We start from the raw sequence: 25,908 nt of genomic DNA, 5'->3' as shown, positions 1-25,908 counted from the left end.
GAATGGTTGGGATAGCCAATTATAAATTGTCTAGAGCATTTTTTTGTTCATCATTAACAATATGCGTATATAGATCAGTAACCTGAGTGGAAGCATGGCCAAGTTGATGACTCACTAAAACTTGAGACTTTGTAGCATCATAAAGGCGTGTTGCCAGAGTATGTCGAAGCTTGTGGGGAGTCACACGAATTTTGAAATCCTGAGAATATTTGGCAACCATCTTTTCGATACTTGAAGCATCAATACGGTTTGGAACCCCTCGATATTTCGTTAAAAAGAGGGCAACATCTTGCTTTTCAGCCTTATAGCGTTTATCACGTATACTGAGATAAGTTTCAAGATAGGGCTTTGCAAAACTTGCTACATTAACTGAGTCCCGTTTGCCACCTTTTCGAGTGACGTCGATGACCATCATTTTTAGATTGATATCTTTAAGGTCCAGATTAACAGCTTCAGAGAGTCGAACACCTGAAGCCAGTAGCAAGGCAATGATAGCCAAATCACGTTCTTTATTCTTATAAAACGAAGATTTGGCGCGATTTGAGAGCTTGACTTCGTATTCATTTTCTACATAATCTAGGAATTCCATGGTTTCATCGCCAAGAAAGAGTTTTTGTTTGATATTCTCAGCACGTGCAGCTAGAGTTTCTTTCTTTTTCTTAGTAGAAACTTTTTTCATGACGTTACGATAGAAATAAGGCTCACCATCAGGACCCTCGACCTCCTCAGTTAAATACTTATAGAGACTAGATAGAGCTGAGAGTGTGCGATTAATGGTCGTTTGAGAGACACCTTGTTTCTTGGAATAGGTATTCAAAGATGGACGTTCACGTAGATAAAGGACAAATGACTCCATATCTTTTTTAGTTAGATTTTCCAAGGTTTTGATGTCAATTGAGGCAATATCATCAGCATCTGAAATACCTGAGTCAATCAACCAATCAAAAAAGCGTTTATATTCCTTAAGGTATTCGTATAAAGTTGTAAAAGAATACGGTACCGATAGTTTAGATTGATAATACTCCAGAACAAACCAGGGCATTAGAGATTTGTATTCCTCAATTTTTTCGAGTAAGAGTTCACGTTTCATTTGTTTTTTCTCCAAAGTTACTTAATAGAAGTATATCATACCCTTATCTTTCTTTCAAGAAAATTACAGTTTTTCGGAAAGATATTATAAGGTGTTTTTTACTTAGAGGTTTTTATAGATTTACCGGCCAGCCTATCTATATAGAGACTCACTTAGTCAATGATAAAAGAAAAAACAACCTGGAGTTTTCCAGATTGTTCAAACAATGATTAAGCTACGATAGCTTTTGCAACCTCCTCGGTTGTCATACGTGAGAAATAATGTGTTGTGTCAATAGTTTTAAGTTTTGCCAAGACATCTTCGTACTCATAAGGTACACCAACCAACAAGTCTTCAATATCTGATACATCTCCGATACCAAAGAAATCTCCGTAAATCTTAACAGATTTAATGATTGAATTTTCAACGTTGGCATAGGTTGAGATTTTACCGGCTTGGTAACGAACATTACGTTCTACTGTATATTCTGGTGATTGTCCGTAAGTCCAATCCCATGTATTGAATTGTTTCTCATAAGAATCCTGAATCTTAGCCAATTCGCTTTCAGAAAGGACGTATTCTGTCATTTCTGGGTAGAATTCTTTCATTTTTTCCAAGATTTTATCTGAGAATTCATTTACAGTGATTTTTTTTGGCAATTCGTCGACGATGTTGGTCACACGAGCACGTACAGATTTAACGCCTTTTGATTCGATTTTGTCTTTGCTGACTTTAAGGGCTTGTCCAAGAACCGACATATCAACGTCAAAAAGCAAGCAACCATGGTGCATCATACGACCTTTATAGTAAGCTTGAGCATTTCCACAGAACTTTTTACCATCGATTTCAAGGTCATTACGGCCAGTAAATTCAGCCTTAACTCCCAAATCAGCAAGTGTAGCGATTACAGGTTGAGAGAAAGTCTTAAAGTCAAAAGCACCTTCATCTGCCTTATTAGAGATGATGGTATAGTTCAGGTTATTCAAATCATGATAAACAGCGCCACCACCAGACAAACGGCGAACGACCTTAATACCATGAGCATCTGTATATTCTTTGTTAATCTCTTGAATGGTATTTTGGTGCTTACCGACAATGATAGCTGGACGGTTAATCCAAAGAATGAACAATTCATCTTCATTCACCAATTCACGAAAAGCATAGGCTTCCAAAGCAATATTATAGGCAGGATCGTTTGATGTATTTACGATATATTTCATGAGGTCTCCTCTTGTAATGTGATACTTATATTATAAAGGAAAACAGTGACAAAGTACACGAAGACGCCTTAGCTATAAGGATTTTCATGATATAATAGTATAAAATATATGGGGAGTTTTGACATGATACAAAATCCTAGTAAATTGAGTCTCTTTTTCTCAAGGCTAACTAATAAAATAAATAAAAAGTTCAAAATAGCCTTAGCTCTGCTTCTTTTTGTAACCCTTGGAATTTTTCTCTATAATGCCTACCAAAGAGCTTATAAGCCTTACCTCTATGATAAGGAGAATTACTATTACAAGGCTTATCATTACAGTGTCAAGAAGATAATACCTCAAAGAAAAGTTGTCAAAGATATTGAGATTGAGGTTCTACACTTCGGAAAAGACGATTTTCCAGATGATTTGTCTGCCTATAAGGTCGGCCATTATATTGATAAAGGAATTGATCCCCGAAGACTTTTCTTACATATTACTTTTACAGATAATACCAATATGACTTTACCATTTGGACAGGTGACCTCTACTGAAAACCATTATGAAGAATATCAAAACTATTTCGATCATAAAGTTTTTGAAGTCGGTCCAGGCTTTGATAAAGAATGGTTTTCTAATGCAGAGAATTACAGACAAATAATTCAGCGTTTCCCTGGATTACATGACAAAACAATGGATGCCGACTTCGAATTATATCTAAGAGATTTTCTTTTTTTGATAGTCCCTGGGGATACCCTATATCAAACTGGAGCTGTCAAAGAAGGTGTCAGTAAATACCACTTTCAGTTGAAAAATCCTAAATCAGGAAAAATGCAAAGTTATTTTATCTATGGAAATGAAGGCAAAATTCCATTATGGGATTGGCAAACTCCCTTTGTTACTTTTGATAAAGATTTTGCTAACAAAGAAAGAATCCAGGAATTTTTCGATGACTACGAAATTAGAGAGTATGGGAATTACTGGGATGGAATGTACAATATAACGTTTCCTCACTTAAATAGCTTTAGGGGTGACAGGTACAACTTTTATAAAATGGCTTTTTACTCAGATGAATTTACAAATTTTCCACTAAGCCTTGATTTAACAGGTAAGAGCGAGAATTTTAAAATTACCATAACAGATTCATACCTACAAGAAGAATCCAGAACTGCAAAAGATCAAATCCATTATCTAAAATACTCAACATCTAAAACTTATGATGCATCAAATAAAGAAGCATATATTAATGATATATTGAATCATTATCATAAGTGACAGAATTAAATTTATGTAAACACAGCTAACCATCTAAATTAGCTGTTTTTTTCATGCAAAAAAACAAGACCATTTCTGATCTTGTTTCCTTCTATGCAACTAGATTTTTATTTTGTGTGCCAGATGTCTTTGTCATACTGTTCGATTGTACGGTCAGATGAGAAGAATCCTGCTTCAGCGATGTTGTAAACAACTTTTTTGTTCCATGCATCTTGATCTTCGTAAGCTGCGTATACTTCTTCTTTCTTGTCGATGTATTCAGCCAAGTCAATCAAAGTCATGAACCAGTCTTTAGAGATAAGTTCTTTTTGGAGACGTTCCAAGCGTTCTTTATCTCCAACTTTAACGAGGTCTTCACTTACGATAAAGTCAACAGCTGCTTTGATGTTAGCATCTTTTTCGTAGTAATCACGTGATACATAACCTTCTTTTTCGTAAAGGTCGATGATTGTATCAGAGTCTTTACCGAACGTGAAGATGTTTTCTGGTCCTACCAATTCAGCAATCTCAACGTTGGCACCGTCCATTGTACCAAGAGTGAGGGCACCGTTAAGCATGAATTTCATGTTACCTGTACCTGAAGCTTCTTTAGAAGCCAATGAGATTTGTTCTGAGATATCTGTTGCTGGAATAAGGTGTTCAGCAACTGTTACGTTGTAGTTTTCAACCAAGTGAACGTTGAGGTATTTGCTTACTTCTGGATCATTGTTGATGAGTTCAGAAAGTGACAAGATCAAGTGGATGATGTCTTGAGCAATAACGTAGGCAGGAGCTGCTTTACCACCAAAGATGATAGTGATTTTACGTTTTGGAAGGTTTCCTTTTTTGATTTCCAAGTATTTGTGGATGACATACAAAGCGTTCATTTGTTGACGTTTGTATTCGTGGAAACGTTTGATTTGAGTATCAATGATTGAGTTTTCATCAAGATCGATACCTTTGTTGGCTTTAAGATAACGTTTAAGTGACAACTTGTTATCATATTTGATTTCAGCCAAACGTTTGTGAACTGCTGGATCATCTGCAAAGGCAGCCAATTTTTCCAATTGTGTTGCGTCAGTAAGGTAACCATCACCAATCAATTCTTTGATGTAATCAGCAAGTTCTTGGTTTGAGAATTCCAACCAACGACGGAATGTAATACCGTTTGTTTTGTTGTTGAAGCGTTCTGGGTAAAGGTCGTAGAATGGTTTCAACTCAGAAGATTTAAGGATTTCTGTGTGAAGTGCCGCTACACCGTTAACGCTTGTAGAGAAGTGGATATCCATGTGTGCCATGTGAACACGGTTGTCTTTGTCAATGATTTGAACACGTGGATCTTCGAATTTTTCACGAATGATAGCATCCAATTTCTTGATGATAACAACAAGGTGTGGAACAACTTCTTCAAGGTAGTCAAGAGGCCATTTTTCAAGGGCTTCAGCCAAGATAGTGTGGTTTGTGTAACCAACCATTTTGCTTACGATTGCTACTGCTTCATCAAATTCAAATCCATGTTTTTCTGTCAAAAGACGGATCAATTCTGGAATTACCATTGATGGGTGAGTATCGTTGATTTGTACGTAAGCGTAATCTGGAAGATCGTGAAGATTAGATCCACGTTCGATAGCTTCGTCGATCAAAAGTTGAGCAGCGTTTGATACCATGAAGTATTGTTGGTAGATACGCAAGAGCTCACCTTTACGAGTTGAGTCATCAGGGTAAAGGAAAAGTGTCAAGTTCTTTTGGATTTCGTCTTGATCAAAAGTGATTCCTTTATCAATCAAATCGTAGTCCACACCATTGATGTCAAAGAGGTTAAGGTAGTTCTTAGTTTCTTTCTTATAACCCAAGATATCCAAACGATCCAAACGTGATTTCAATGTGAAGTTTTTGAATGGAACATCATAAGAGATATCAGTTGGTACCAACCATGATTGATCTTCAATCCAGTAGTTTGGTTCTGCATCTTGTTTGTTGTCTTTGAAGACTTGTTTGAAAAGACCACAGTGGTAGTTAAGACCAACACCTTCACCGTTGATGCCAAGTGTTGCCATAGAGTCGATGAAACATGAAGCCAAACGACCCAAACCACCGTTACCAAGAGATGGTTCTGGTTCAACGTCTTCAATTTCACTGATTGATTTACCAGCAGCATCCAATTCAGCTTTAACATCCTTGTAGATGCCCAAGTTGATCAAGTTGTTAGACAAAAGTTTACCAATCAAGAATTCAGCTGAGATATAGTAAACTTTACGTTTGCTATCGTTTTTTGGTTTTGGAGCAGCTGCTTCTTTTACGAATTCCAACAAAAGATAGTAGATTTCTTCGTTTGAAAGGTCCTTAAGATTTTTGTTTTTTGCTTCAACATATTGTGTAAATGTAGCCATTTTAGTTATTACCTCGATTATATCTTTCTGTAATGTCTGTCAAAAATTCTTTCTTGTCGACAGTGATTTCACCTGGGAGCATACGCCATTTCCAGTTTTCACCAACTGTGTTAGGGAAGTTTGTACGGCTATTTTCAGGTTTATCAAGGATATCCTGCATAGTCGCAATAGCTGTGTTGCTTACAGTAGCAAAGAGGGTGCGAAGAAGAGCACGTGTGATTGGTTCACCTTGACGACGGTTGATGTATGCATCAGTATAATCACGTTGCTCTTGCGTCAAGTTGTCGTACCAACCGTTGATTACTTCGTTATCATGTGTACCTGTGTAAGCGACTGAATGTTGTGTGTATACGTGTGGAATGTCTATGCTGTTTCCAGTAGTATCGTAGAATCCAAATTGAACGATCTTCATTCCAGGGTAACCACAGTCTGCAAGAAGTTTACGTGTCTTATCATCAATGTTACCAAGGTCTTCGGCAATGATTTTAAGATCACCCAATTCTTCTTTAACCACTTTGAAAAGGTCATAACCAGGTCCAGGAACCCATTCACCATTTTCAGCAGTTTCATCACCTCCAGGAATTTCCCAGAAGTCAGAGAACCCTTTGAAGTGGTCAATACGCAAGTAATCATAAAGTTTAAATGATTCTTGAATACGGAATACCCACCAAGCATAATTTTCAGCTTTGTGTTTATCCCAAGCATAGATTGGGTTACCCCAAAGTTGACCAGTTGCTGAGAAGTTATCAGGTGGAACTCCTGCAATGTAACGCGGTTTACATTCAGCGTCTAGTTTGAAGAGATGTGGTTGAGTCCAAACTTCAACACTATCAGCTGAAATGTAGATTGGCATGTCACCGATGATTTGAATACCATTTTTGTTAGCATAAGCTTTTAGTTCTGCCCATTGGCTAAAGAAGAGGTATTGTACCACTTGGTGATATGTGATAACATCAGCAAGTTCTTTGCGAAGTTTCTCAAGAGTTGCTTCATCGCGTTTAACTGCTTTTTTATCATCCCAATCTTGAAGTGCTTTGTTATCGAAGTGTTCTTTGATAGCCATGAAATCAGCATAATCAGCTAACCAGTTAGCATTTTTAGTTTTAAAAGCTTCGAATCTTTTAGTTTCTTTCTTATCTGCTAAAATTGCTTTAACTGCTTTTTCAAGAATTGGACGACGTGCTTCGTAAACTTTAGCATAGTCAATAAACTCAGGATCTGACCCAAAGTCAGCGTCTTTAACATCAGCTTTAGTTAAAAATTTGTCACGAATAAGGAAATCCAAATCGATAAAGTGTGTATTTCCTGCTACCGCTGAGAATGATTGGTAAGGTGAATCCCCATAACTTGTTGTAGTAAGTGGCAAAATCTGCCAGAAAGTTTGTTTTGTTTCTTTTAAGAAATCAACAAAGTCATAGGCTGCTTGACCGAAAGACCCGATCCCGTAGTCACCTGGAAGTGATGTGATGTGCATCAAAACACCGCTTGCTCGTTTGTTCATAACGTTTACCTCAAATTATTTTTTACACTTATTATTATAATGCAAACGTTTGCATTAGTCAAGAATTTTTAACAAAAAAATAGATTTTTTTTTATTTTTTCTTGAATAATTGTTCGCAAAACAAACGCTTACAATTTGAGAGAGTGTTTTTAAGCCGAGGCTTCTAGTAAATTCCGGAAAATAGTCATCTTACATAAAATAAAAAAGTAGCCGGCTAATTTACTAACCAACTACTTAGATTCTCCTTAAGATATTATGAATGCGTTAAGACGCTTTCTCTTTCTATAAGTTTAAATGGAATGATGACTTTCTGTGACTTGTTCTTAGTTGACTTAAGGAGTCCCATAAGACTTTGTACACTTTCTTTAGCAAGTTCTTGGATATTAATATCAAAAGTGGTCAAGAACGGATGCATGATTTCTGCAAAAGTAGAATTATTGAAAGAAATAATGGCATAATCTTCAGGTACTCTAATTCCTTGATTGTTTAGCCATTGAATGAGACGAAGGGCGATAAGGTCATCCTTGACAATCAAAGCTGTCGGAGAAAATCTATCTAATTCCTTCTTTAGCTTATCGATTGTTTTAGATGAAAATACAAGTTCAGGTAAGATTTCTAATTCTAGTTCATCTGCTGCTTCTTTATAACCTCGATAACGTTCCTGTCCCACTTGACCAAAAAGGTCATCCGTAATAAAACCTATTTTTTTATGACCATGAGATGATAAATAAGTCACTGCTTCCTTACCTAAGGCCTTATTGTCATTATCGATGTAGGTAACCTTATCTTTTGTATCACCTGCAGCTCCAATGACGACAAAAGGAACTTTTTCTTTTAGGAGATAGGATTTAACAGGATCATTCTTCTCAGAGTAGAGAATAATGAAACCATCAGCTCGTTTTTGGCGATGCATGAGTTCGACTTGTTTAACTAATTCATCCAAACTAGCACCTGTGGCAATACTGACGACCTGAGAATTGCGACTTGCTTCTTCATTAATTGCTGTTAGAATTTCCATATAGAAGGGTTGACTGATATTTTCTCTATTCGCCAAAGGAGGAAGAATCACACCTAAACTATGAGTTAAGCCAGTTGCCAACATCTGAGCTGCAAGATTGGGGACATAACCTAATTCATCCATAGCCGCCCGCACCTTGTTTTTTGTTTCTTCAGAAATGGCTGGATTATCTTTTAAGGTCCTACTAACCGTTGAAGGACTTACTCCTGCTTTTTGGGCAACATCCTTAATTGTAGCCATTATTTTCCTCTCATTCTAATAAATATTTATAGTCGTAAAATACAAGAACAATTATAACCGAAACAATTTAGTTTTGCAATCGTTTGCACAAAGTTAAAAATTTTTTTATAAAATACTTGACAGATTGTGGAAACGGTTGCATAATGTTTATCGTAAACTAAATTTCTGGAGGAAATAGAAATGAAAAAATGGCAAAAGGTATTACTTGGTAGTGCTGGATTACTTGTGGCTGGATCGCTCTTGGTAGCTTGTGGCTCAAACTCAAGCAAGAGCTCAAGCTCAGATAGCAAGACTTTGAAACTTTGGGTACCAACTGGTGCTAAGAAATCTTACTCAGATACAGTAGCACAGTTTGAAAAGAAATCTGGTTACAAAGTTGATATGGTTGAAATGGAAGATCCAAATGCTCAAGAAAACTTGACTAAGGACGCTTCTACTGCTGCAGATGTCTTCTCACTTCCACATGACCAACTCGGTAAATTGGTAGACGCTGGAGCTATCCAAGAAATCCCAGAGCAATACTCAAAAGAAATTGCTGAGCAAGATACTGAACAAGCTGCTGTAGGTGCTCAATACAAAGGTAAAACTTACGCCTTCCCATACGGTATCGAAACTCAAGTTACATACTACAACAAATCTAAACTTAATGAAGAAGATGTGAAATCATATGAAACAATCACTTCTAAAGCTAAATTTGGTAGCAACTTGAAAGAAGTTAATGCTTATGTAACTGGTCCTCTCTTCCTTTCAGTTGGTGACACACTCTTTGGCTCTAACGGTGAAGATGTTAAAGGGACTAACTGGGGCAATGAAGCTGGTGTGAACGTTCTTAAATTCATCGCAGCTCAAAAAGACAACAAAGGATTTGTTAATGTTGATTCAGCTAACATGATGGCTAAATTCGAAGATGGTTCTGTTGATGCTTTCCAATCAGGACCATGGGACTACGCTGCAGCTGCTAAAGCTGTCGGTAAAGACAATCTTGGTATTGCTGTTTACCCAACAGTTAATATCGGTGGTCAAGACGTTCAACAAAAAGCCTTCATGGGTGTAAAACTTTACGCAGTTAACCAAACACCATCTAAAGGTAACGCTGAACGTATTGCTGCTTCTTACCAATTGGCACAAGCTTTGACAAGCAAAGACAGTCAAAATAACCAATTCACTAATGAAGACCGTCACATCATCCCAGCCAACAAAGAAGTTCAAGCTTCTGAAGCTGTTCAAAAGGATGCACTTGCACAAGCTGTAATTACTATGGGTTCATCTGAGCAGTACACAACTGTTATGCCTAAACTTAGTCAAATGTCAGTCTTCTGGACTGAAAGTGCTGCTCTTATGAGTGACGCTTATAACGGTAAAATCAAGGAAGACCAATTCCTTACTAAATTACAACAATTTGATAAAGATTTGGCAGCGGCTAAATAAGAATCCTAACAATGACAAGGTAAAGAGGTGGGTCAAGTTCCTATCCTCTTTATCTTTTATTTGTAGACAAAATAGAAACCATCACTAATCACACATTTATCTGAGGAGATATCTATGTCACAAACAATCTACGACACAACTCCTATGCGCCAAGTCTTCAAAGAAGGTACATGGGATGTCAAATTATCCTTTCTGGTAATGGGATTAGCAAACTTGGTTAACAAACAGTTTACCAAGGGATTGCTTTTCCTCTTTTCTGAGATTGCCTTCTTAGTAGCATTCGTTATCCAAATTGTCCCAGCTCTTCAAGGAATGATTACTTTGGGAACTCAAGAACAAGGTGAGGCCGTTAAAGAGGTTAATGGCGTTAAACTTACAGTTCAGGTTGCTGGAGATAATTCAATGCTTATGTTGATTTTTGGACTTGCGTCATTAATCTTCTGTGCAGTCTTCGCTTATATTTACTGGTGTAACCTTAAAAGCGCTCGACATCTCATGGCCCTCAAACAGTCTGGACGTAAAGTTCCTAACTTTATCGAAGACTTCAAGACCTTGGCTGATGGCCGTTTCCACATGGGTCTTATGACTGTCCCACTGATTGGAGTTTTGCTCTTCACAATCTTGCCTTTGATCTACATGATCTGTTTGGCCTTTACTAACTTTGACCACAATCACCCAGCACCTAAATCACTCTTTGACTGGGTTGGTTTCTCAAGTTTTGGTGAAGTCTTACAAGGTCGTATGGCTGGTACTTTCTTCCCACTTTTGACATGGACCTTGATTTGGGCAGTTGCTGCAACAGCAACAACTTTCTTCTTCGGTATTGTCCTTGCTCTCTTGCTCAACACTAAAGGGCTTAAATTCAAGAAAGTATGGCGTACTCTCTTTGTTATCACTATCGCCGTTCCTCAGTTCGTATCCCTTCTTTTGATGCGTAACTTCCTTAATGACCATGGGCCTTTGAATGGTTTACTTCAAACCTTGCATCTTACTAATGGACCAATTCCATTCTTGACTGACCCTCTCTGGGCTAAGTTCTCTATTATCTTTGTAAATATGTGGATTGGTATTCCGTTCACAATGTTGGTCGCAACTGGTATCATCATGAACTTGCCAACTGAGCAGATTGAAGCTGCTGAAATTGATGGAGCAAGCAAATTCCAAATTTTCAAGAGCATCACTTTTCCACAAATTCTCTTGATTATGGCACCATCGTTGATTCAACAATTCATTGGTAATATCAATAACTTCAACGTTATCTACTTCCTTACTGGTGGTGGACCTACTAACTCTGAATACTATCAAGCGGGTTCAACTGACCTCTTGGTAACTTGGCTCTACAAACTGACTGTTAGCGCTAAAGACTACAACTTGGCATCTGTTATCGGTATCTTGATTTTCGCCATCTCTGCAACATTCAGTCTCTTGGCCTACACAAGATCATCTTCATTCAAGGAAGGGGCTGCTAAATAATGAAACGTAAGAAAAATCTTTACCTAACTGGTACTTATATTCTATTGACAGTTCTAGCTGTCATCTGGTTGATCCCTATTATTTGGATCTTCCTTACAAGTTTCCGTGGTGAAGGAGCTAATGCGGTGCCTTACTTCTTCCCTAAGACTTACACTTTTAATAACTACATTAAACTGTTTACCAGCGATGCTTACCCATTTGGAAAATGGTTCATCAATACTTTCATCGTTGCCACATGTACATGTATCCTCTCAACTTTGATTACCGTAGGTATGGCCTACTCACTTAGCCGTATTAAATTCAAACACAGAAATGGCTTCTTGAAATTGGCACTTGTACTTAACATGTTCCCTGGATTCATGTCAATGATTGCGGTCTACTACATTTTGAAGGCCCTCAATTTGACACAAACCTTGACATCTTTGGTCTTGGTATATTCTGCTGGGGCAGCTCTTGGATTCTACATTGCGAAAGGTTTCTTTGATACCATTCCTTACTCTTTGGATGAATCAGCAATGATTGATGGGGCAACTCGACTTCAAATCTTCACTAAGATTACCTTGCCACTTTCTAAACCAATCATCGTCTACACTGCCCTCATGGCCTTCATGGGACCTTGGGTAGACTTCATCTTTGCATCTGTTATCCTCGGCGACGTTAAAGATAAATATACGGTTGCCCTTGGACTCTACCAAATGCTTAACCAAGACGCTATCAATGAATGGTTCCTTCCATTTACCGCAGGTGCTATTATCATCGCCATCCCAATCACCCTTCTCTTTATCTTCATGCAGAAATACTATGTTGAAGGTGTAACCGGCGGATCAGTTAAATAATAAAGGATAAATGATATGACAACTCTTAAACTGGATAAAATTTACAAAAAATACCCAAATGCAACTCACTACTCTGTCGAAGATTTCAGTATCGACATCAAAGACAAGGAATTCATCGTTTTCGTAGGTCCTTCAGGATGTGGTAAATCAACAACTCTCCGTATGGTTGCTGGTCTCGAAGAAATCACAGAAGGTAAACTCTATATCGATGGTGAGGTGGTTAATGACAAATCACCAAAAGATCGTGACATTGCCATGGTATTCCAAAACTACGCACTTTACCCTCACATGACTGTTTATGAAAATATGGCCTTTGGTCTTAAACTTCGTAAATATAAAAAAGATGATATCGACAAACGTGTCCGTGAAGCTGCTGCTAGCCTTGGTTTGACTGAGTTCTTAGATCGTAAGCCTGCAGACCTCTCTGGTGGTCAACGTCAACGTGTAGCTATGGGACGTGCTATCGTTCGTGATGCTAAAGTCTTCCTCATGGACGAACCACTCTCAAACTTGGATGCTAAGCTTCGTGTGACCATGCGTGCTGAAATTGCTAAAATTACTCGCAATATTGGTGCAACTACTATCTACGTTACCCACGACCAAACAGAAGCTATGACTCTTGCTGACCGTATCGTTATCATGAGTTCTACTAAAAATCCTGATGGTTCTGGTACTATCGGTCGTATCGAACAAATTGGTACCCCTCAAGAACTTTATAATGAGCCAGCCAATAAATTTGTTGCCGGATTCATCGGAAGTCCTGCTATGAACTTCTTTAATGTTAAGGTTGATGGTAACCGCATTACTAACTCTGAAGGTTTGGATATTGCAATCTCTGAGGGTCAAGCTAAAATCTTGAAAGAGACAGGGTATCAAGGCAATGAAGTAATCTTTGGTATCCGTCCTGAAGATGTTTCAAGCCGTCCAATTGTTCAAGAAGTTTATCCAGATGCCAATGTAGATGCTGAAGTCGTCGTTTCAGAGCTTCTTGGTGCAGAAACAATGCTCTACCTAAAACTTGGAGAAACTGAGTTTGCTGCCCGTGTTGATGCGCGTGACTTCCATAATCCAGGTGAAAAAGTTAACCTTACTTTCAACGTTGCTAAAGGTCACTTCTTCGACGCTGAAACAGAAAAACGTATCAGTTTGTAAGATAAAAAAATCAGCCCTCTTGAGCTGATTTTTTGTTTGGCATGATTAAACCACATTCTAACTGATACTTCCTATCACTCACTAAACATATCTCTTTCAATCTATGATATAATATCCTTTGGCACCTCGACACCGCCTACGAAGGGAGGTGAGTTTGCCTATGATGGATTTACTATTCAAAACTATCATCGGACCTATTGTGGTCGGTGTTATCCTTCGTCTAATCGACAAGTGGTTAAACAAGGATAGATAGTGCTAAAAAAGACCCCGAGCTTATGTGGAAGTTAGCTTGGGGTCTTTTCTTGCCTATGATATAGACTTACTATTCAATACAAGTGTATTATGTCATAAAAGCTTAGAATTGTCAAGAAACTTGAAGATAACCTTTAGATAGAGATCTTAGTCTTTAGTCTTGTCTTCTTCGTCTTTTTTATCATCAGTCTTATTTACCGCTGCTTTAAATTCTGCTAACATTTTACCGATAGATTGTCCAAGTTCTGGCAAGCGTTTAGGACCAAAGATGAGGAGGGCTCCTAGGACGATAATGATAAGTCCTGGAGCTCCGATATCACGTAGAATTCCCATGAAATCTCCTTTCTATTTATCTTTATATTTTCTTTGTTTACGTTTATAAATGAGCTTACTAAGAGCTACGCTAACTTCATAGAGTAAGATTAAGGGAGCAGTCATGGCCAAGTCACTAATAAAGTCGGCTGGTGTCAGAACGACTGCCAATACCAAGAGAATGAAGTAAGCATAGCGTCTATAGCGTGTCAGAAATACTGGTGTCAATATACCTATAGAGGTTAGGAAACTAACAACTACGGGAAGTTCAAAGAGAACAGCCAAAGGCACTGTCGTATGCAGTAAAAAACTAAGGTAGTTTTGTGCTGTAATTTGTGTATCAAAGAGTCCTTCACCTAGCTTTAAAAGCACTTCTAAGATAGCTGGACTCACAAAATTATAACCAAAGGCCAAACCCAATACAAAACAGACAAAAGTTGCTGGAATATAGGCAAAGATGGCACGCGCTTCATTATCCCTCAAACCAGGTTTTACAAACTGCCAAATCTGGTAGGTGGTAAAGGGCAAAGTGACCGTAACAGCCATGAGACTGGCTAAGTTAATGTAAATCCAGAGAATATCGTTAGGACCAAGAACCAATAAGGGCTTATCAAATCCTCTAGTCAGATAAGCATAGAGCTCCCCAGCAAACAACAGGGTGATACAAAAAACTAGGAAAAAACAAATCACTACTGCAATAAAACGTCTCCGAAATTCCACCAGATGCTCAACAATGGTCATCTCGTCCTTACTTCTTGCCATGCTGTTTCACCGTTACAAAGGCAATGATAGCAATAAAGATAAGTTGTGGAATTAGGACTTCCCAGCTTGGATAGATACCAGCCCAATCAATGGTTGGGAAACCACTAATCAAATGATTGGACATCATATTAGTCAACTGAAGGGCATGAATGCTGACACCGAGCATCTTGAAGGCCAAGGCATAAATCAACCAGGTCAAAATAAAGAAGATACGATGTGGTTTAATATAGTGACTAGCTTTAGTCATAGCAACGGCAATAATAACAAGAACTGCAATGGCTAAAGCAATACCAATCAAGAAATTAGCTGTCGTGATACGTGGGATAATACCAACATAGAAAAGAATGGTCTCGGCACCTTCACGGAAGACAGCCAAGAAACTAAGGGCAAACATAGATACAAAACTTCCAGTAGCCGTCACTGTCTTCATCTGACGGTCCATAAAGTCATTCCACTGTTTGACTGAAGACTTGCTATGAAGCCAAATACCAATCAGAATCATCATCGCAACTGCAAAGATACCAACGCCACCTTCAATAATTTCTCGGTTAGAGCCCGAAGTTACGGCTGGAAAAACAACTTGTAAGATAACAGCTATAACTGCGCTGGCAAGAACACCAGCAATGGCTCCGCCATAAACCCATTTGAGTCCCTTACGCATCTTAGCTGCCTTAAGAGTTGTCACAAGAGCCATGACGATGAGGAGGGCTTCAACCCCTTCACGCAAGAGAATCAACATGGCATCAAATGCATTATAAGAAGCACTGGTATCGATAGCTGATAGGTCTGTAATTAAGGCTTGCAGTTTGTCCTGATAAGCTTTTTCTTTCCCCTTAACCATGATAACCGGTGTTTCACTCTCCACGCGCGTATAGAGGCTTGGGTTAGTCGTGCTCACGTCACCTTCAATGGTTGGCCAGATAGTGATGAACTTCTTCATAGTTGCCGCAGCCGTTTTTTCATCACCTGATTGGAATTGACCGAGAGCTTTTTCCAAGAGCTTAATACCATCTTTTAGGGTTAAACTTGAGCTTGTGCTATCAAGAGGGACGCCCTTGATAAAGTCATCAATCCCACCCTTGAGATCATCATAGGATGACTGGATGCTGGTGAAATCAGTAGGCTCCGTCTCAATACTGCTTCGCAAAAGTGAAATAGCCGTCTCAATCTTGCCGTAGTAGGCAGTACTGTGGTCACGGACAACAGCTTCATTTCGCGTCCAAGCATTATTCAATTCGCCATAAGTTTTGCGGGTCTCAGCTAGGTCTTTAGCCGTAATGGCATCCTGTAAATTCTTGAAATAAGGATTGAGACGGGTCTCAAGTTTTTCCTTTTCGGCATCCAAGTCAACAGGATTTTGCTCTTTCTCAAATTTAAGAAGGGCTGACGAGATAGAGGTTAGGTCTTCTTCTGTCACGTCACCTTTAATATCAAGAGCCTTGCTAACTTTTTTACCAGCCTTGGAATCGTGATTTTCTTTAGTTTCGAAATCAGTTTTAATCTCACCAACTAATTCCTTAGCTTTTGCTTGATCCTTGTTTTGAACAGCTGTTGTTGCATCTGTGATTTTGATATAGAGATCACTATAGGATTCAGCAGCAACTGGATAGGACCAGAATAGAGCTAAAAGTCCAAGCAAAACGAGGAGTTTATTCAAAGAGTGCTTGACCAAGGTAGCCTCCTTTCTCCACGCCAGCAAAGCAAGCAAAGAGCCCACTTCCGATATGGGTGATGTACTCATTCATCTTGTCTACAGCACCAAGATTGGTCTGTATTTTGACAAAACGGTCTGGGTCCTTCTGGTAGGCAATGAAAATCAAGCCTGCATCAAACTGGCCAGTTCTCTCATCAATGCCATCAGAATAAGAATAGGAACGACGTAAGATAGGAAGATCTACTTCTTTAGCCAAACGGACATGCGAATCGACTGGTAGTTTTGACAGATCTACTTCGTCAAACTCATCTTTCTTACCAAAGGGAGCACCTGATTCCTTATAGCGGCCAAAGGTGTTTTCCTGCTCCTGCAAATTGGTACGATCCCAAGTCTCCAAGTGCATCTGTACTAGACGAAGAGCCATATAAGAACCACCCTTCATCCAATCTTTACTATCAGTCCAGACAACCTTGTCGAATTCCTTTTCCGTCGTAACATTGGCAGTACCGTCCTTAAAACCAAAGAGATTTCGCGGCGTCTCCTTACGATCTCCGATGGCTGCAAAACCAGATTTGCTCCACTTCATGGTGATTTTATTACGACCTTTGCGGATCAGATTTCGAACAGCATGGAAGGCTACCTGTTCATCGTCCGCACAGGCTTGTATGACGATATCTCCGCCTGTATACTTGTCCTGCAACTGCTCCTTTGGAAATGGAGGTAAATCACGGAAGAGCTTAGGACGCTTGGATTCCAAGCCAAGTTTTTTAAGAAAATCAGCCGAAACACCAAAAGTCAGGCTCAAGCGATAGGGGTTGAGTCCCACTGTTTCACCTGTATCTGTTGGAGGTAAGAGGGCATTGGAACCATCTTTTTTGACCAGCTCTCCTTCGACCAATTTACTACTATAGTCTGTCCAGTCTTTAAAGAGTTGGATCACTTCTTTTTTATCAGTTGTATGAAGATCTAGAACCACCAAGTAGCAAGCCTTCTGCATGGGAGTCGTAATCCCAGCTTGGTGCTTACCAAAGAAGCTAATATCTTCATCCCCATCAAGGGCTTTTTTTGTTGAACTATCCTGATTAGCGAAAAAAGCAGATGCACCAGAAAGACCAAGCGCAAGCCCAGCCCCTCCAATACCTGCTTTTTTAAGAAATTCACGACGGTCCATTTTTTTATCTAAAAATTTTTCGTCAGTCATTTTTCTTATTTCCCATCTAGGATAACACCCATTTGTGATAATGGTTCACCAAGTTTAGTTACAGCTTCGGCCAATTCCTTAGTATCTGCCTCACTCAAATCTGTATAAGACTTATAGTTTTTCTCATCAGTCATGTGTTTGTCCAAAAGACCATTGACATTCTTGAATTCTGTTTCCAAAGTCTTAACAAGCTTAGCATCTTTCTTTTGAATCAATGGCTTGAAGAGTTCAAAGATTTTTTCTGCCCCTTCAATATTGGCACGGAAGTCGTAAAGATCGGTGTGTGAGAAGACTTCTTCTTCACCTGTAATCTTTTGAGTAGCAACTTCATTAAGAAGGTCTACAGCACCCGTCAGCATGATATCTGGAGTAACTTTAACAGTTGCAATTTTAGCTTTGAGTTCCTTAATATCGTTAACCAACTTATCTACATAGGTATCAGTACCCTCTGTCGTGTTGTCTTGCCACATGATACGTTCGATACGGTGGAACCCTGACCAACCGTCTTCTGATTTATTTTCGTCCATGTAATCAACCAAACGGTAGTCGATTTTCACGTCAGACTCACCAAAGCTTTCTGCAATCGGCTCTGAACGCTCGTAAGCCATACGAATCAATGGGTATTGTTTCTTAGCTTCTTCAAGATTTCCTGACTTGAGGGTTTCACTGAATCCTTCAGTATCTTTCAAAAGCTGATCAATTTCGCCTTCTACGAAAGTCTTGTAATCACTTGTGGCCTGCTTCAATTGCTTTTGCTCACTGGCTGTGAGTTTTGAGCTAGTTGAACTTGAATGACTTGAATTACCAGATTTGGCACAAGCCGTCAATAAAAGTCCTGATGCCAAAAGAACAACACCAAGTTTGCTAAGTTTTTTCATGAATGTCTCCTATTTTCAAGATAGTGTTCGACATTTGTCGTTATATATGTGAATCGTCGTTTTATCATTAATAAAAAACGAACGATGATAAGTCAATAATGATCTCTCGTATGTAAGAGAACAATATCTAAACTAACAGAAGAAACCAGCACTGTCAACGGTTTTAGGCTATTTAAGAACTATTCTAAAGAGCAGATAAGAATGATTCTAAATAAAAGAAAAACAACAGGAAATAACCTGTTGCTACTTATTATTTTGTACGACGTTTTCGAAGGAATCCTAGACTAAGAATACTTAGCAGACCTGCTACAAAGAGTCCACGATTTGTCTTTTCACCAGTGGATGGCAGTTGTTTATCAGTCTGATGACTAGCTTCAGTCTTAGCCTGACCATTATCACGATTAACAAGTTCAGCATCTCCAACAAGGTCCTCTTTACCTGAAGCCTTGACATTTGTTTTAGTTGCCTCAGTATTTTTACCACCAAATGACCCGGTCTTTTCAGAAGGCTGATCTACTGCCTCAGTTGGTGTTTTAGCATTAGTCAAACGAATAATAGTCGCTGTTAGTGGATCCAAGGTCAAGATGTGATTGTTGATTGCAACACCTGATAACTCACTAATTCCGGATAAATTGACTTGACTGCCATCTGCCAAAACCAGATAGGATAGGCCATTTGTAATCTTGCTCAAATCAAACTGACGAGCCTTGCTATCAGCATTGACATAGACAAGGTAACGGTCTCCATTCGAAGCAACAGTTTGGTATCCCAATACCAAATCTTCTTGAGCGACATTGTCCTGACCAGGAACTGTCAATAGCGTTAGACGTGCATCTACATCTGCTTTTGATTTGAAATTGAAGGCATCTGTCGACTTACGTAAGGCGATCAAACCTTTGGTAAAGGCGCGAGTTTTCGTATTCTCTGGGAAGGCCTGGCTATCAGTTGCTTTAGTCCAGTCAAAATGATTGACGGCATCACTAGAATCATAAGAATCATGGATAAAGTAAGGATAGTCAAATGGATTGCCCTTTTCATCCACTAAGAGATGTGACTTATTCGGCACCTTGTCCTCAGACACAGGATAACGGTAGGCAGGATCACGGAACTGTTTGGTGCGGCCGTATTCCTGACCAGAGTGAATAAATGGTGTTCCCTGAGCTGTCAAGACCATAAGGTTTCCTAGACGCAAGCGACGATGAATTTCAGCATTATTCTCAGGCTTGCTTGGATCTTTCTTGATTGATTGGGCGATGATATCAAAAAGGGTCAAATTATCGTGAGCAGCAATATATTGAATCACATCACCTGGAGAATCAGCCTCGAAGTTAGTTGGCTGTGCCTTGATATTGTCAAAGACCTTATTAATATCACGTTTGCCACCTGTGATAAAGGCAGGTGTCCCCTCGTTTGGATAACCTGATTTGAGGGTGTTTCGAATATCGTCTGAAAATACAGCTACGGTATCTGTGTCTTTCATCCAAGACTGATTGGCAGGCTGAACAGGGCTATTTTCATCGCCAGTATAAGTCACCCAGCCCTCACCAAGCATAATAAGGTTTGGATTAAGGGCACTTGCAGCATGGTAAGCTTGCTCGATACTTTCAGCATCATGGTCACCCATCATATCAAAACGGAAACCATCCACCTTGTATTCCTTAGTAAGATAAGCAATCGAATCAACCAAGACACGACGACTCATATAGTGAGTCGTGCCTAGACGACCCCCTCCAAAACTCGAACGAGGAGTACCATCAGCATCCATAAAGTGATAATAATTTGGCTCAAGGTCTTCAAAAATAGCTGTCTTGGCTGTATGATTATAGACTACATCCAAGATAACGCCCATACCGTGGGCATGAATAGCAGCAACTAAATTCTTGAATTCTTCGATACGTTTAGCTGGTTCATTTGGGTTTTCAGAATACATACCCGTCAAAGAGAAATAGTTTTGTGGATCATAGCCCCAGTTGTAGTTACTATCACTTGATGCATAGGCATCCAAACGCTTCCCATTTTGCATTTCATTGACGAAATAGTAGCTTAATACTGGTAAAAGCTGAATATGGGTAACACCGAGATCTTTAAGATAATCCAAACGCTCTGCAAAGGCTGCAAAAGTCCCAAACTGGTGTTTCAATTCAGCTGAGATAGCCTTATCAGAGGTGAAATCTCGGACATGAGCCTCATAAATGATGGCATCTTCTCGAGATTTAAAGTTTGGAATCTTAGCGTAGTCAAGATCTTTTGGTCCATAATTAGCAGGATCTACAAAGGCAGCCTTGGCAATCTTGTGTTCAGGTCCCTTGCTGGCATCGTCACTATTCCAAGCAGCCAAAGACTTAGCATAAGGATCCAAAACGATTACAGACTGATCACCACGTTTAATGCGATATTGATAGAAATAACCTGTTAAGTTTTCCAAACCAAGATCAGTCGCAAGCAAGTCAGCTTGCCAAGTACCTCGAGGTCCTTTGCTTAGGGCATGTTCAGCAAGAACCATGTCTTGATTATTCTTATCATAGACAATGATATCTACTTGATCTGCACTTGGTGACCAAAGTGTCACATGTGCCTTAGTACCATTCTCTTGAAGACGGGCACCCAATTCACCATCGTAACTGTAGAGCGCATCCTTCAATTGCCAACTCTCAGACGTTTTAAAACTATCATTGCCCAAAGTGACCTTGTAAGGCAGATTTTCCGCAGCAAAATCACCTGTTAATGTAGCTTTTTTGAGTTTAGCATCCAACTCAAGCTGTTTAAGAGTTGCACTGTTACCATCCTTGTCTGTCACCTTTAGGTCTTTGAGAATATCCTCAGATGAAACATCTTCTAAATTGGTGAAGCTAAGTTCGATTTGGCTTGGACTAAGCTGCTGAGCTCCAGTCAAACGCACATCCTTAACAAAATAAGGGTTGGTGTAGACTGTCGTATCAGTATCTCGTACGAAAAGCTGACGAGTTTTTTTCAAGTCACTAAATTTATAATCATTTGGTTGAATTTTCACATCATCTCCTGTTTTGCTCTCATCTAAGAGTAAAAATCCGATAGATTTAGCAGCCTCGGTTAGCGGAATGTCTAAATAGGCACCATATTTACCATTTGGTTGGAAATTGACACCATCAGGCCAATTACTTGGAGCATCCTTAACATCACCCCAATACCAGACAGACTTATTACTATAGTCGCCATCCGTACGGAAATAATTGATACGAACGTGATCTTGAGGGATAGGTTGATAACTGTAAACTTGAAAATCTTTGTCAATCCAAGCCTCATTCATTTGAGGGCTAAGAATTTCGACTGCTTTATCCCCTGAAAGGTTCGTTCCAGCGGCATTATTAATCAAGAAACTAAGCTTTTTAGGTGTTGAAGACAGCTTTACATCCAAGTAAACACCATAATTATCCTGTTTGGCTTCTGCAAATGAGGTTGCTCCTGTTGGCCAAGCACCTTTCTGAGATGATGGCGTCTCCACATCATCCCAAGTCCAAAGCCCAAGTGATGCCTTATCCTGACTTGGCAACTCTTGGAAATGCAAGCGAATAGTCCCCTCAGCAATAGGTTCCTCAGATGTATTAGTGAGAGCTTGACTATTATTAGTACTTACTGTTTTTGGCGTGTTTTCGCTAGTTTCAGTTAGATTGGTAGGCTCGGTACGGCTAGTATTTTCTTCTGAAAGAGAAACTGGCTCATTTTCCTTGGACACTGTGGCATTCTCGGCTGTTAGAGGAGCTGTTGGCGTTTCAGTTACTAGACCACTGGTGGTAAGACTAGAATCAGCTGATTCTACCTGTGTACTTGAGGCAGGTGTTGACACTACTTCTTCTGCCTTGACTCCATGAGTAGCAGCAAAGCTCAAAAAAACAGCTCCAATGGTTACAGAAGCCAACCCTAACTTGTACTTGCGAAGACTATAACGAAGGACTTTTTCGTCATTAGTTTGAGTATTTCTTTTCATACTAACTCCTTTTGGTTAACGTTTTCATGTTTTTTAATATACCATTTAGATTAGATTTATGCAAGCGTTTTCGCTCCTTTAAAATAAAAAAAGAGAGAACTATAAAATTCTCTCAATCTATTAGTTATAAACAGAATAATAACGCTTAATCCCTGCCACAATTGCGTTAGCTAAAGTCTCTTGATAAGCAGAGGTATTCAAACGGGCTGCTTCTTGAGGATTTGACAAGAAGCCAAGTTCAAGGAGAACTGCTGGCGCTGTCGTTTCACGCAAGACTGCAAAGGTTTGACGTTTCACACCCTGATTCTGAGCGCCAGTCGCATTAATAAGGCTGGACTGGATGGCATTGGCCAAAGTGTCACTCATACTCAAACGAGTCGGATTAGCATGGTAGGTCGCATTAATGCGTGATGGGTATTCTGCATAAGGTTGGTAATAATAAGTTTCGATTCCCTGTGCTGCTGAACTGCCTGAAGCATTGATGTGGATACTTACGAAGATATCTGATTCAGAGGCATTAGCTGCACGAGAGCGATCCGTCAAATCAACATAGGTATCGCTGGTACGTATGGTCACAACTTGATAACCTTCTGATTCTAGTTTAGCTTTCACACGGCTTTGGATTGCCAAAGTCAAGCTCTTTTCAGAAATACCAAAGTACGAAGCTCCTGGATCATAGCCACCATGGCCAGCATCTAGATAGACAACCTTATTTAAAACATCGTAGTTTCCTCTTGATGCCGAACCGATTTTCTTAGGTGCTACCACATCGGCAGAGGTAGCGCCAAAGCCGATATTCTTACCAGAAGCATCAACAATATAGCCATGAACGATATACTTGCCTGAATTCCACTTGTGCTGACTGGCTGAAATAGTCACCTTGTAGGAACCATCATCCTGTTTTGTGGCATTATGCCAAACAAGATCATCCTGACCATTTTGCTCAGACCAAACAGGTATTACCACACCTGAAATACCACTTGGATTCGTCAGATTGGTGATAAGAACGTCAAAAGTTCCACGATTTTTATCATTATTGGTAATAGTCAATGTTCCTTGAGTTTTAGTGATATCAAGTGTCACTTGTTTGCCACCTAGGCCAATGAATTTACCATCATTGTCAACCAAATAAACATGAGAATTATAAAGGCCGCTATCACCTTTATGGTTACTTGAACGAACAGTTACCTTATAGTCTCCATTAGCTTGCTTGGCTGCCTTGTACCAGATGATATCATCTTGACCGTTCTTTTCTGACCAGGTTGGAACTAGGACTTCTTTGAAACCTCGTGGCACAATCAAGTTTGAGATAACAAGATCATAGCTACCCGTAGCATTGTTGAGAGCAGTGATGGCAAGGTCGGCTTTAGGTTCTGACAAAGTAACTTTTGTTTGTGTTCCCCCTACACTGATTCGTGAGCCATCATTTTGGATAAAGTAAAGATGAACATTGTAAATACCAGTTACGTTTTTGTGGTTGGCTACCTGAACAGTAACCTTGTAATTGCCATCTGTTTGACGTGTAGCTTCATACCAACGAATATCATCTTGACCATCAGTCTCAGACCAGATAGGTACCTGAACCGTACGCACACCTTTAGGGCTATAGACATCACTGATGACCACATCAAAAGTTCCAGAACCATTGTTATTTAAGATAGAAATACTACCACTTGGCTTAGTTTCATTGACCTCAACCACAGCCTCAGTCAAATACTGGCGGTTACCAGTATTATCTATGAGATAAGCATCCGCTCTGTATTTTCCAGTTGAATGTTTGTGTTCTGAAGCCTTAATCGTCACACGATAGCTGCCATCTGCTTGTTTACTTGCCTTATGCCAAACTAAATCGTCCTGTCCATTAACAAGACTCCATGAAGGTATCAGAATCTCTTTAAGACCATTAGGCGCAACAATATTGCGAACCACCGCGTCAAAAGTTCCTGTCGTAGCATTGTTATTTTCAATCGTTAGGCTGGCACTTGGACGAGATTGGCTAACTTCCACCACTTTTTCAGTCAAGTAGAAACGCTTGTTAAAATTATCTACAATATAAGCATCGGCACGGTATTTACCGGTTGAATTTTTGTGGTCACTTGCCTTAATGGTAGCACGGTAAGAACCATCCGCTTGTTTCGTAGCCTTATGCCAAATCAAATCATCTTGTCCACCAACTAGACTCCATGACGGTACTAAGATTTCTTTCAGACCTGTAGGAGCTATGATGTTTTTCACCACAGCATCAAAAGTGCCTGTAGCTGCATTATTATTTTCAATAGTTAGGGTTGCGCTTGGACGAGAGTAAGTTACAGAGACTACTTTCTCAGAAATATAATGTCTCTTATTTGTTCGGTCAACAACATAGGCATCCGCACGGTAATTCCCAGCTTCGCCCTTGTGATCAACCGCCTTAATCGTTACACGATAAGAGCCATCCATTTGCTTAGCTGCCTTATGCCAAATCAAATCATCTTGACCATTAGCTAGACTCCAAGATGGGATAAGAACCTCTTTAACACCCAATGGTGCAACAATATCTCGAACCACCGCATCAAAGGTACCAGTTACCTTGTTGTTGTTCTCAATTGAGAAGCTAGCCTTCGGTTTTAAAACATCAGTATCATTAGATGAACCTGAAGCATGAGTCAATTTAGCAGGTCCAGCTACAACCTCGCTTGAAACCTCAGAAGAAGTCGATACCCTAGCATTTTCAGAACTCTCTACCGTGTTCGGCTGAACTACAGATTCAGATGCAACTCCTCTTGATTCAGATGCTACAACCGTTGTTGAGCTCGCTTGACTGACTTGTGGAGCACTTGAGTTTGTTACTTCACTTGTGGCTGTAGATGTTTCCGCAACAGTTAAACTTGGTCTTGCTGCTGGTGACTCTTGCGCAAGAACTGCTCCATCACCAAAAATATCTGCTGCAGTCGCAGGTTGATATTGGTTCCCTTCAGTAACTGTAGGCATTTGAGTGGCTACCTCATCCGCACTGGCTACCTGAGTGGTCACCGCCATGAGGACAGCTGCACTAGCATAGTAGATAAAATCTTTTGTTCGCATTTAACTTTCCTTTGACACTTTTTAATACGTCACCCATTTTACCATAGAAAATATCTTACGAATAGAGGAAAAGTGATAATTCTCTAAAAAAACTACAAAAATGATAAAAATTTAAGTAATTTCTATACTAATAGTACTAACACAACCCAAATTAATAACGTAAAAACCTATAAATATAAGATTTCAACCCTGTATATAATATTCTGAAAATAGGTAAATAACAAGATAACTATCAAAAATCAACACTAAAAAAGCCCTTAGAAGT

Annotated in this window: 18 protein-coding genes; 6 read left to right on the top strand and 12 right to left on the bottom strand. The window is 39.5% G+C overall.

All coding sequences use genetic code 11. From position 1 onward, the window contains the following. Positions 1-19 precede the first annotated feature (19 nt). Together xerS and H7U04_RS02825 are read right to left on the bottom strand one after the other, a co-directional pair. Positions 20-1,090: a tyrosine recombinase XerS gene (gene xerS / locus H7U04_RS02830; RefSeq protein ID WP_110981395.1), complete on the bottom strand. Its 1,071-nt coding sequence runs from the start codon at positions 1,088-1,090 to the stop codon at positions 20-22. 209 nt (positions 1,091-1,299) lie between these two features. After that, positions 1,300-2,289 (bottom strand): lipoate--protein ligase, encoded by a 990-nt coding sequence (locus H7U04_RS02825; RefSeq protein WP_110981394.1) that lies wholly within the window; start codon positions 2,287-2,289, stop codon positions 1,300-1,302. 123 nt (positions 2,290-2,412) lie between these two features. On the opposite strand from H7U04_RS02825, the gene H7U04_RS02820 reads away from it, so the two are divergent. Then, positions 2,413-3,540 carry a hypothetical protein gene (locus tag H7U04_RS02820; RefSeq protein WP_257056572.1) on the top strand — a complete coding sequence of 376 codons (1,128 nt, stop codon included), beginning with the start codon at positions 2,413-2,415 and terminating at the stop codon, positions 3,538-3,540. A 107-nt stretch (positions 3,541-3,647) separates the two neighbouring features. Here H7U04_RS02820 and glgP read toward each other — a convergent pair whose 3' ends face one another. From glgP to H7U04_RS02805, 3 genes are all read right to left on the bottom strand, one after another. Next, a complete protein-coding gene (gene glgP / locus H7U04_RS02815; protein ID WP_110981392.1) occupies positions 3,648-5,909 on the bottom strand; it encodes a glycogen/starch/alpha-glucan family phosphorylase in 2,262 nt (753 codons plus the stop codon). Position 5,910: 1 nt separating this feature from the next. After that, complete coding sequence (gene malQ, locus H7U04_RS02810; protein WP_070656245.1) at positions 5,911-7,410, bottom strand: 4-alpha-glucanotransferase; 1,500 nt, start codon at positions 7,408-7,410, stop codon at positions 5,911-5,913. Between the two features lie 253 nt (positions 7,411-7,663). After that, positions 7,664-8,668: a LacI family DNA-binding transcriptional regulator gene (locus H7U04_RS02805; RefSeq protein WP_002885097.1), complete on the bottom strand. Its 1,005-nt coding sequence runs from the start codon at positions 8,666-8,668 to the stop codon at positions 7,664-7,666. A gap of 180 nt (positions 8,669-8,848) precedes the next feature. Between H7U04_RS02805 and H7U04_RS02800 the strand changes: the two genes are divergently transcribed. From H7U04_RS02800 to H7U04_RS02780, 5 genes are all read left to right on the top strand, one after another. Next, on the top strand, positions 8,849-10,096 hold the full coding sequence (locus H7U04_RS02800; RefSeq protein ID WP_070577217.1) for an extracellular solute-binding protein: 1,248 nt from the start codon (positions 8,849-8,851) through the stop codon (positions 10,094-10,096). Between the two features lie 114 nt (positions 10,097-10,210). After that, complete coding sequence (locus H7U04_RS02795) at positions 10,211-11,569, top strand: carbohydrate ABC transporter permease (protein ID WP_073949988.1); 1,359 nt, start codon at positions 10,211-10,213, stop codon at positions 11,567-11,569. Continuing rightward, positions 11,569-12,405 carry a sugar ABC transporter permease gene (locus H7U04_RS02790; RefSeq protein WP_004182537.1) on the top strand — a complete coding sequence of 279 codons (837 nt, stop codon included), beginning with the start codon at positions 11,569-11,571 and terminating at the stop codon, positions 12,403-12,405. The genes H7U04_RS02795 and H7U04_RS02790 overlap by 1 nt, the downstream gene beginning before the upstream one ends. 15 nt (positions 12,406-12,420) lie before the next feature. Beyond that, positions 12,421-13,557 carry an ABC transporter ATP-binding protein gene (locus tag H7U04_RS02785; protein WP_014634479.1) on the top strand — a complete coding sequence of 379 codons (1,137 nt, stop codon included), beginning with the start codon at positions 12,421-12,423 and terminating at the stop codon, positions 13,555-13,557. Positions 13,558-13,717: 160 nt separating this feature from the next. After that, on the top strand, positions 13,718-13,810 hold the full coding sequence (locus H7U04_RS02780; protein WP_004182539.1) for a type I toxin-antitoxin system Fst family toxin: 93 nt from the start codon (positions 13,718-13,720) through the stop codon (positions 13,808-13,810). 146 nt (positions 13,811-13,956) lie between these two features. Here H7U04_RS02780 and H7U04_RS02775 read toward each other — a convergent pair whose 3' ends face one another. The 7 genes from H7U04_RS02775 to H7U04_RS02745 form a co-directional block, all read right to left on the bottom strand. Then, the gene (locus H7U04_RS02775) at positions 13,957-14,142 is read right to left on the bottom strand and encodes a twin-arginine translocase TatA/TatE family subunit (RefSeq protein WP_021144181.1); all 186 of its coding nucleotides are present in this window, start codon (positions 14,140-14,142) and stop codon (positions 13,957-13,959) included. Positions 14,143-14,154: 12 nt separating this feature from the next. Continuing rightward, positions 14,155-14,883, bottom strand: coding sequence for a twin-arginine translocase subunit TatC (tatC, locus tag H7U04_RS02770; protein WP_110981391.1), 729 nt, complete (start codon positions 14,881-14,883; stop codon positions 14,155-14,157). Further along, the gene (locus H7U04_RS02765) at positions 14,870-16,555 is read right to left on the bottom strand and encodes an FTR1 family iron permease (protein ID WP_048675860.1); all 1,686 of its coding nucleotides are present in this window, start codon (positions 16,553-16,555) and stop codon (positions 14,870-14,872) included. The genes tatC and H7U04_RS02765 overlap by 14 nt, the downstream gene beginning before the upstream one ends. Then, entirely contained in the window at positions 16,533-17,738 is a 1,206-nt protein-coding gene (efeB, locus tag H7U04_RS02760; RefSeq protein WP_048675863.1) for an iron uptake transporter deferrochelatase/peroxidase subunit, read from the bottom strand. The genes H7U04_RS02765 and efeB overlap by 23 nt, the downstream gene beginning before the upstream one ends. Before the next feature lie 5 nt (positions 17,739-17,743). After that, positions 17,744-18,616, bottom strand: coding sequence for an iron uptake system protein EfeO (gene efeO / locus H7U04_RS02755; protein ID WP_110981390.1), 873 nt, complete (start codon positions 18,614-18,616; stop codon positions 17,744-17,746). Between the two features lie 250 nt (positions 18,617-18,866). After that, on the bottom strand, positions 18,867-22,580 hold the full coding sequence (locus H7U04_RS02750) for a pullulanase (protein WP_201059291.1): 3,714 nt from the start codon (positions 22,578-22,580) through the stop codon (positions 18,867-18,869). 120 nt (positions 22,581-22,700) lie between these two features. Then, a complete protein-coding gene (locus H7U04_RS02745; protein ID WP_110981388.1) occupies positions 22,701-25,643 on the bottom strand; it encodes a GBS Bsp-like repeat-containing protein in 2,943 nt (980 codons plus the stop codon). Between the last annotated feature and the right edge of the window lie 265 nt (positions 25,644-25,908).

It is taken from the genome of Streptococcus sp. 22.1, from assembly GCF_016648645.1.
In the GTDB taxonomy this organism is placed as follows: Bacteria; Bacillota; Bacilli; order Lactobacillales; family Streptococcaceae; genus Streptococcus.
This window is presented reverse-complemented; position numbering and strand designations above follow the sequence as displayed.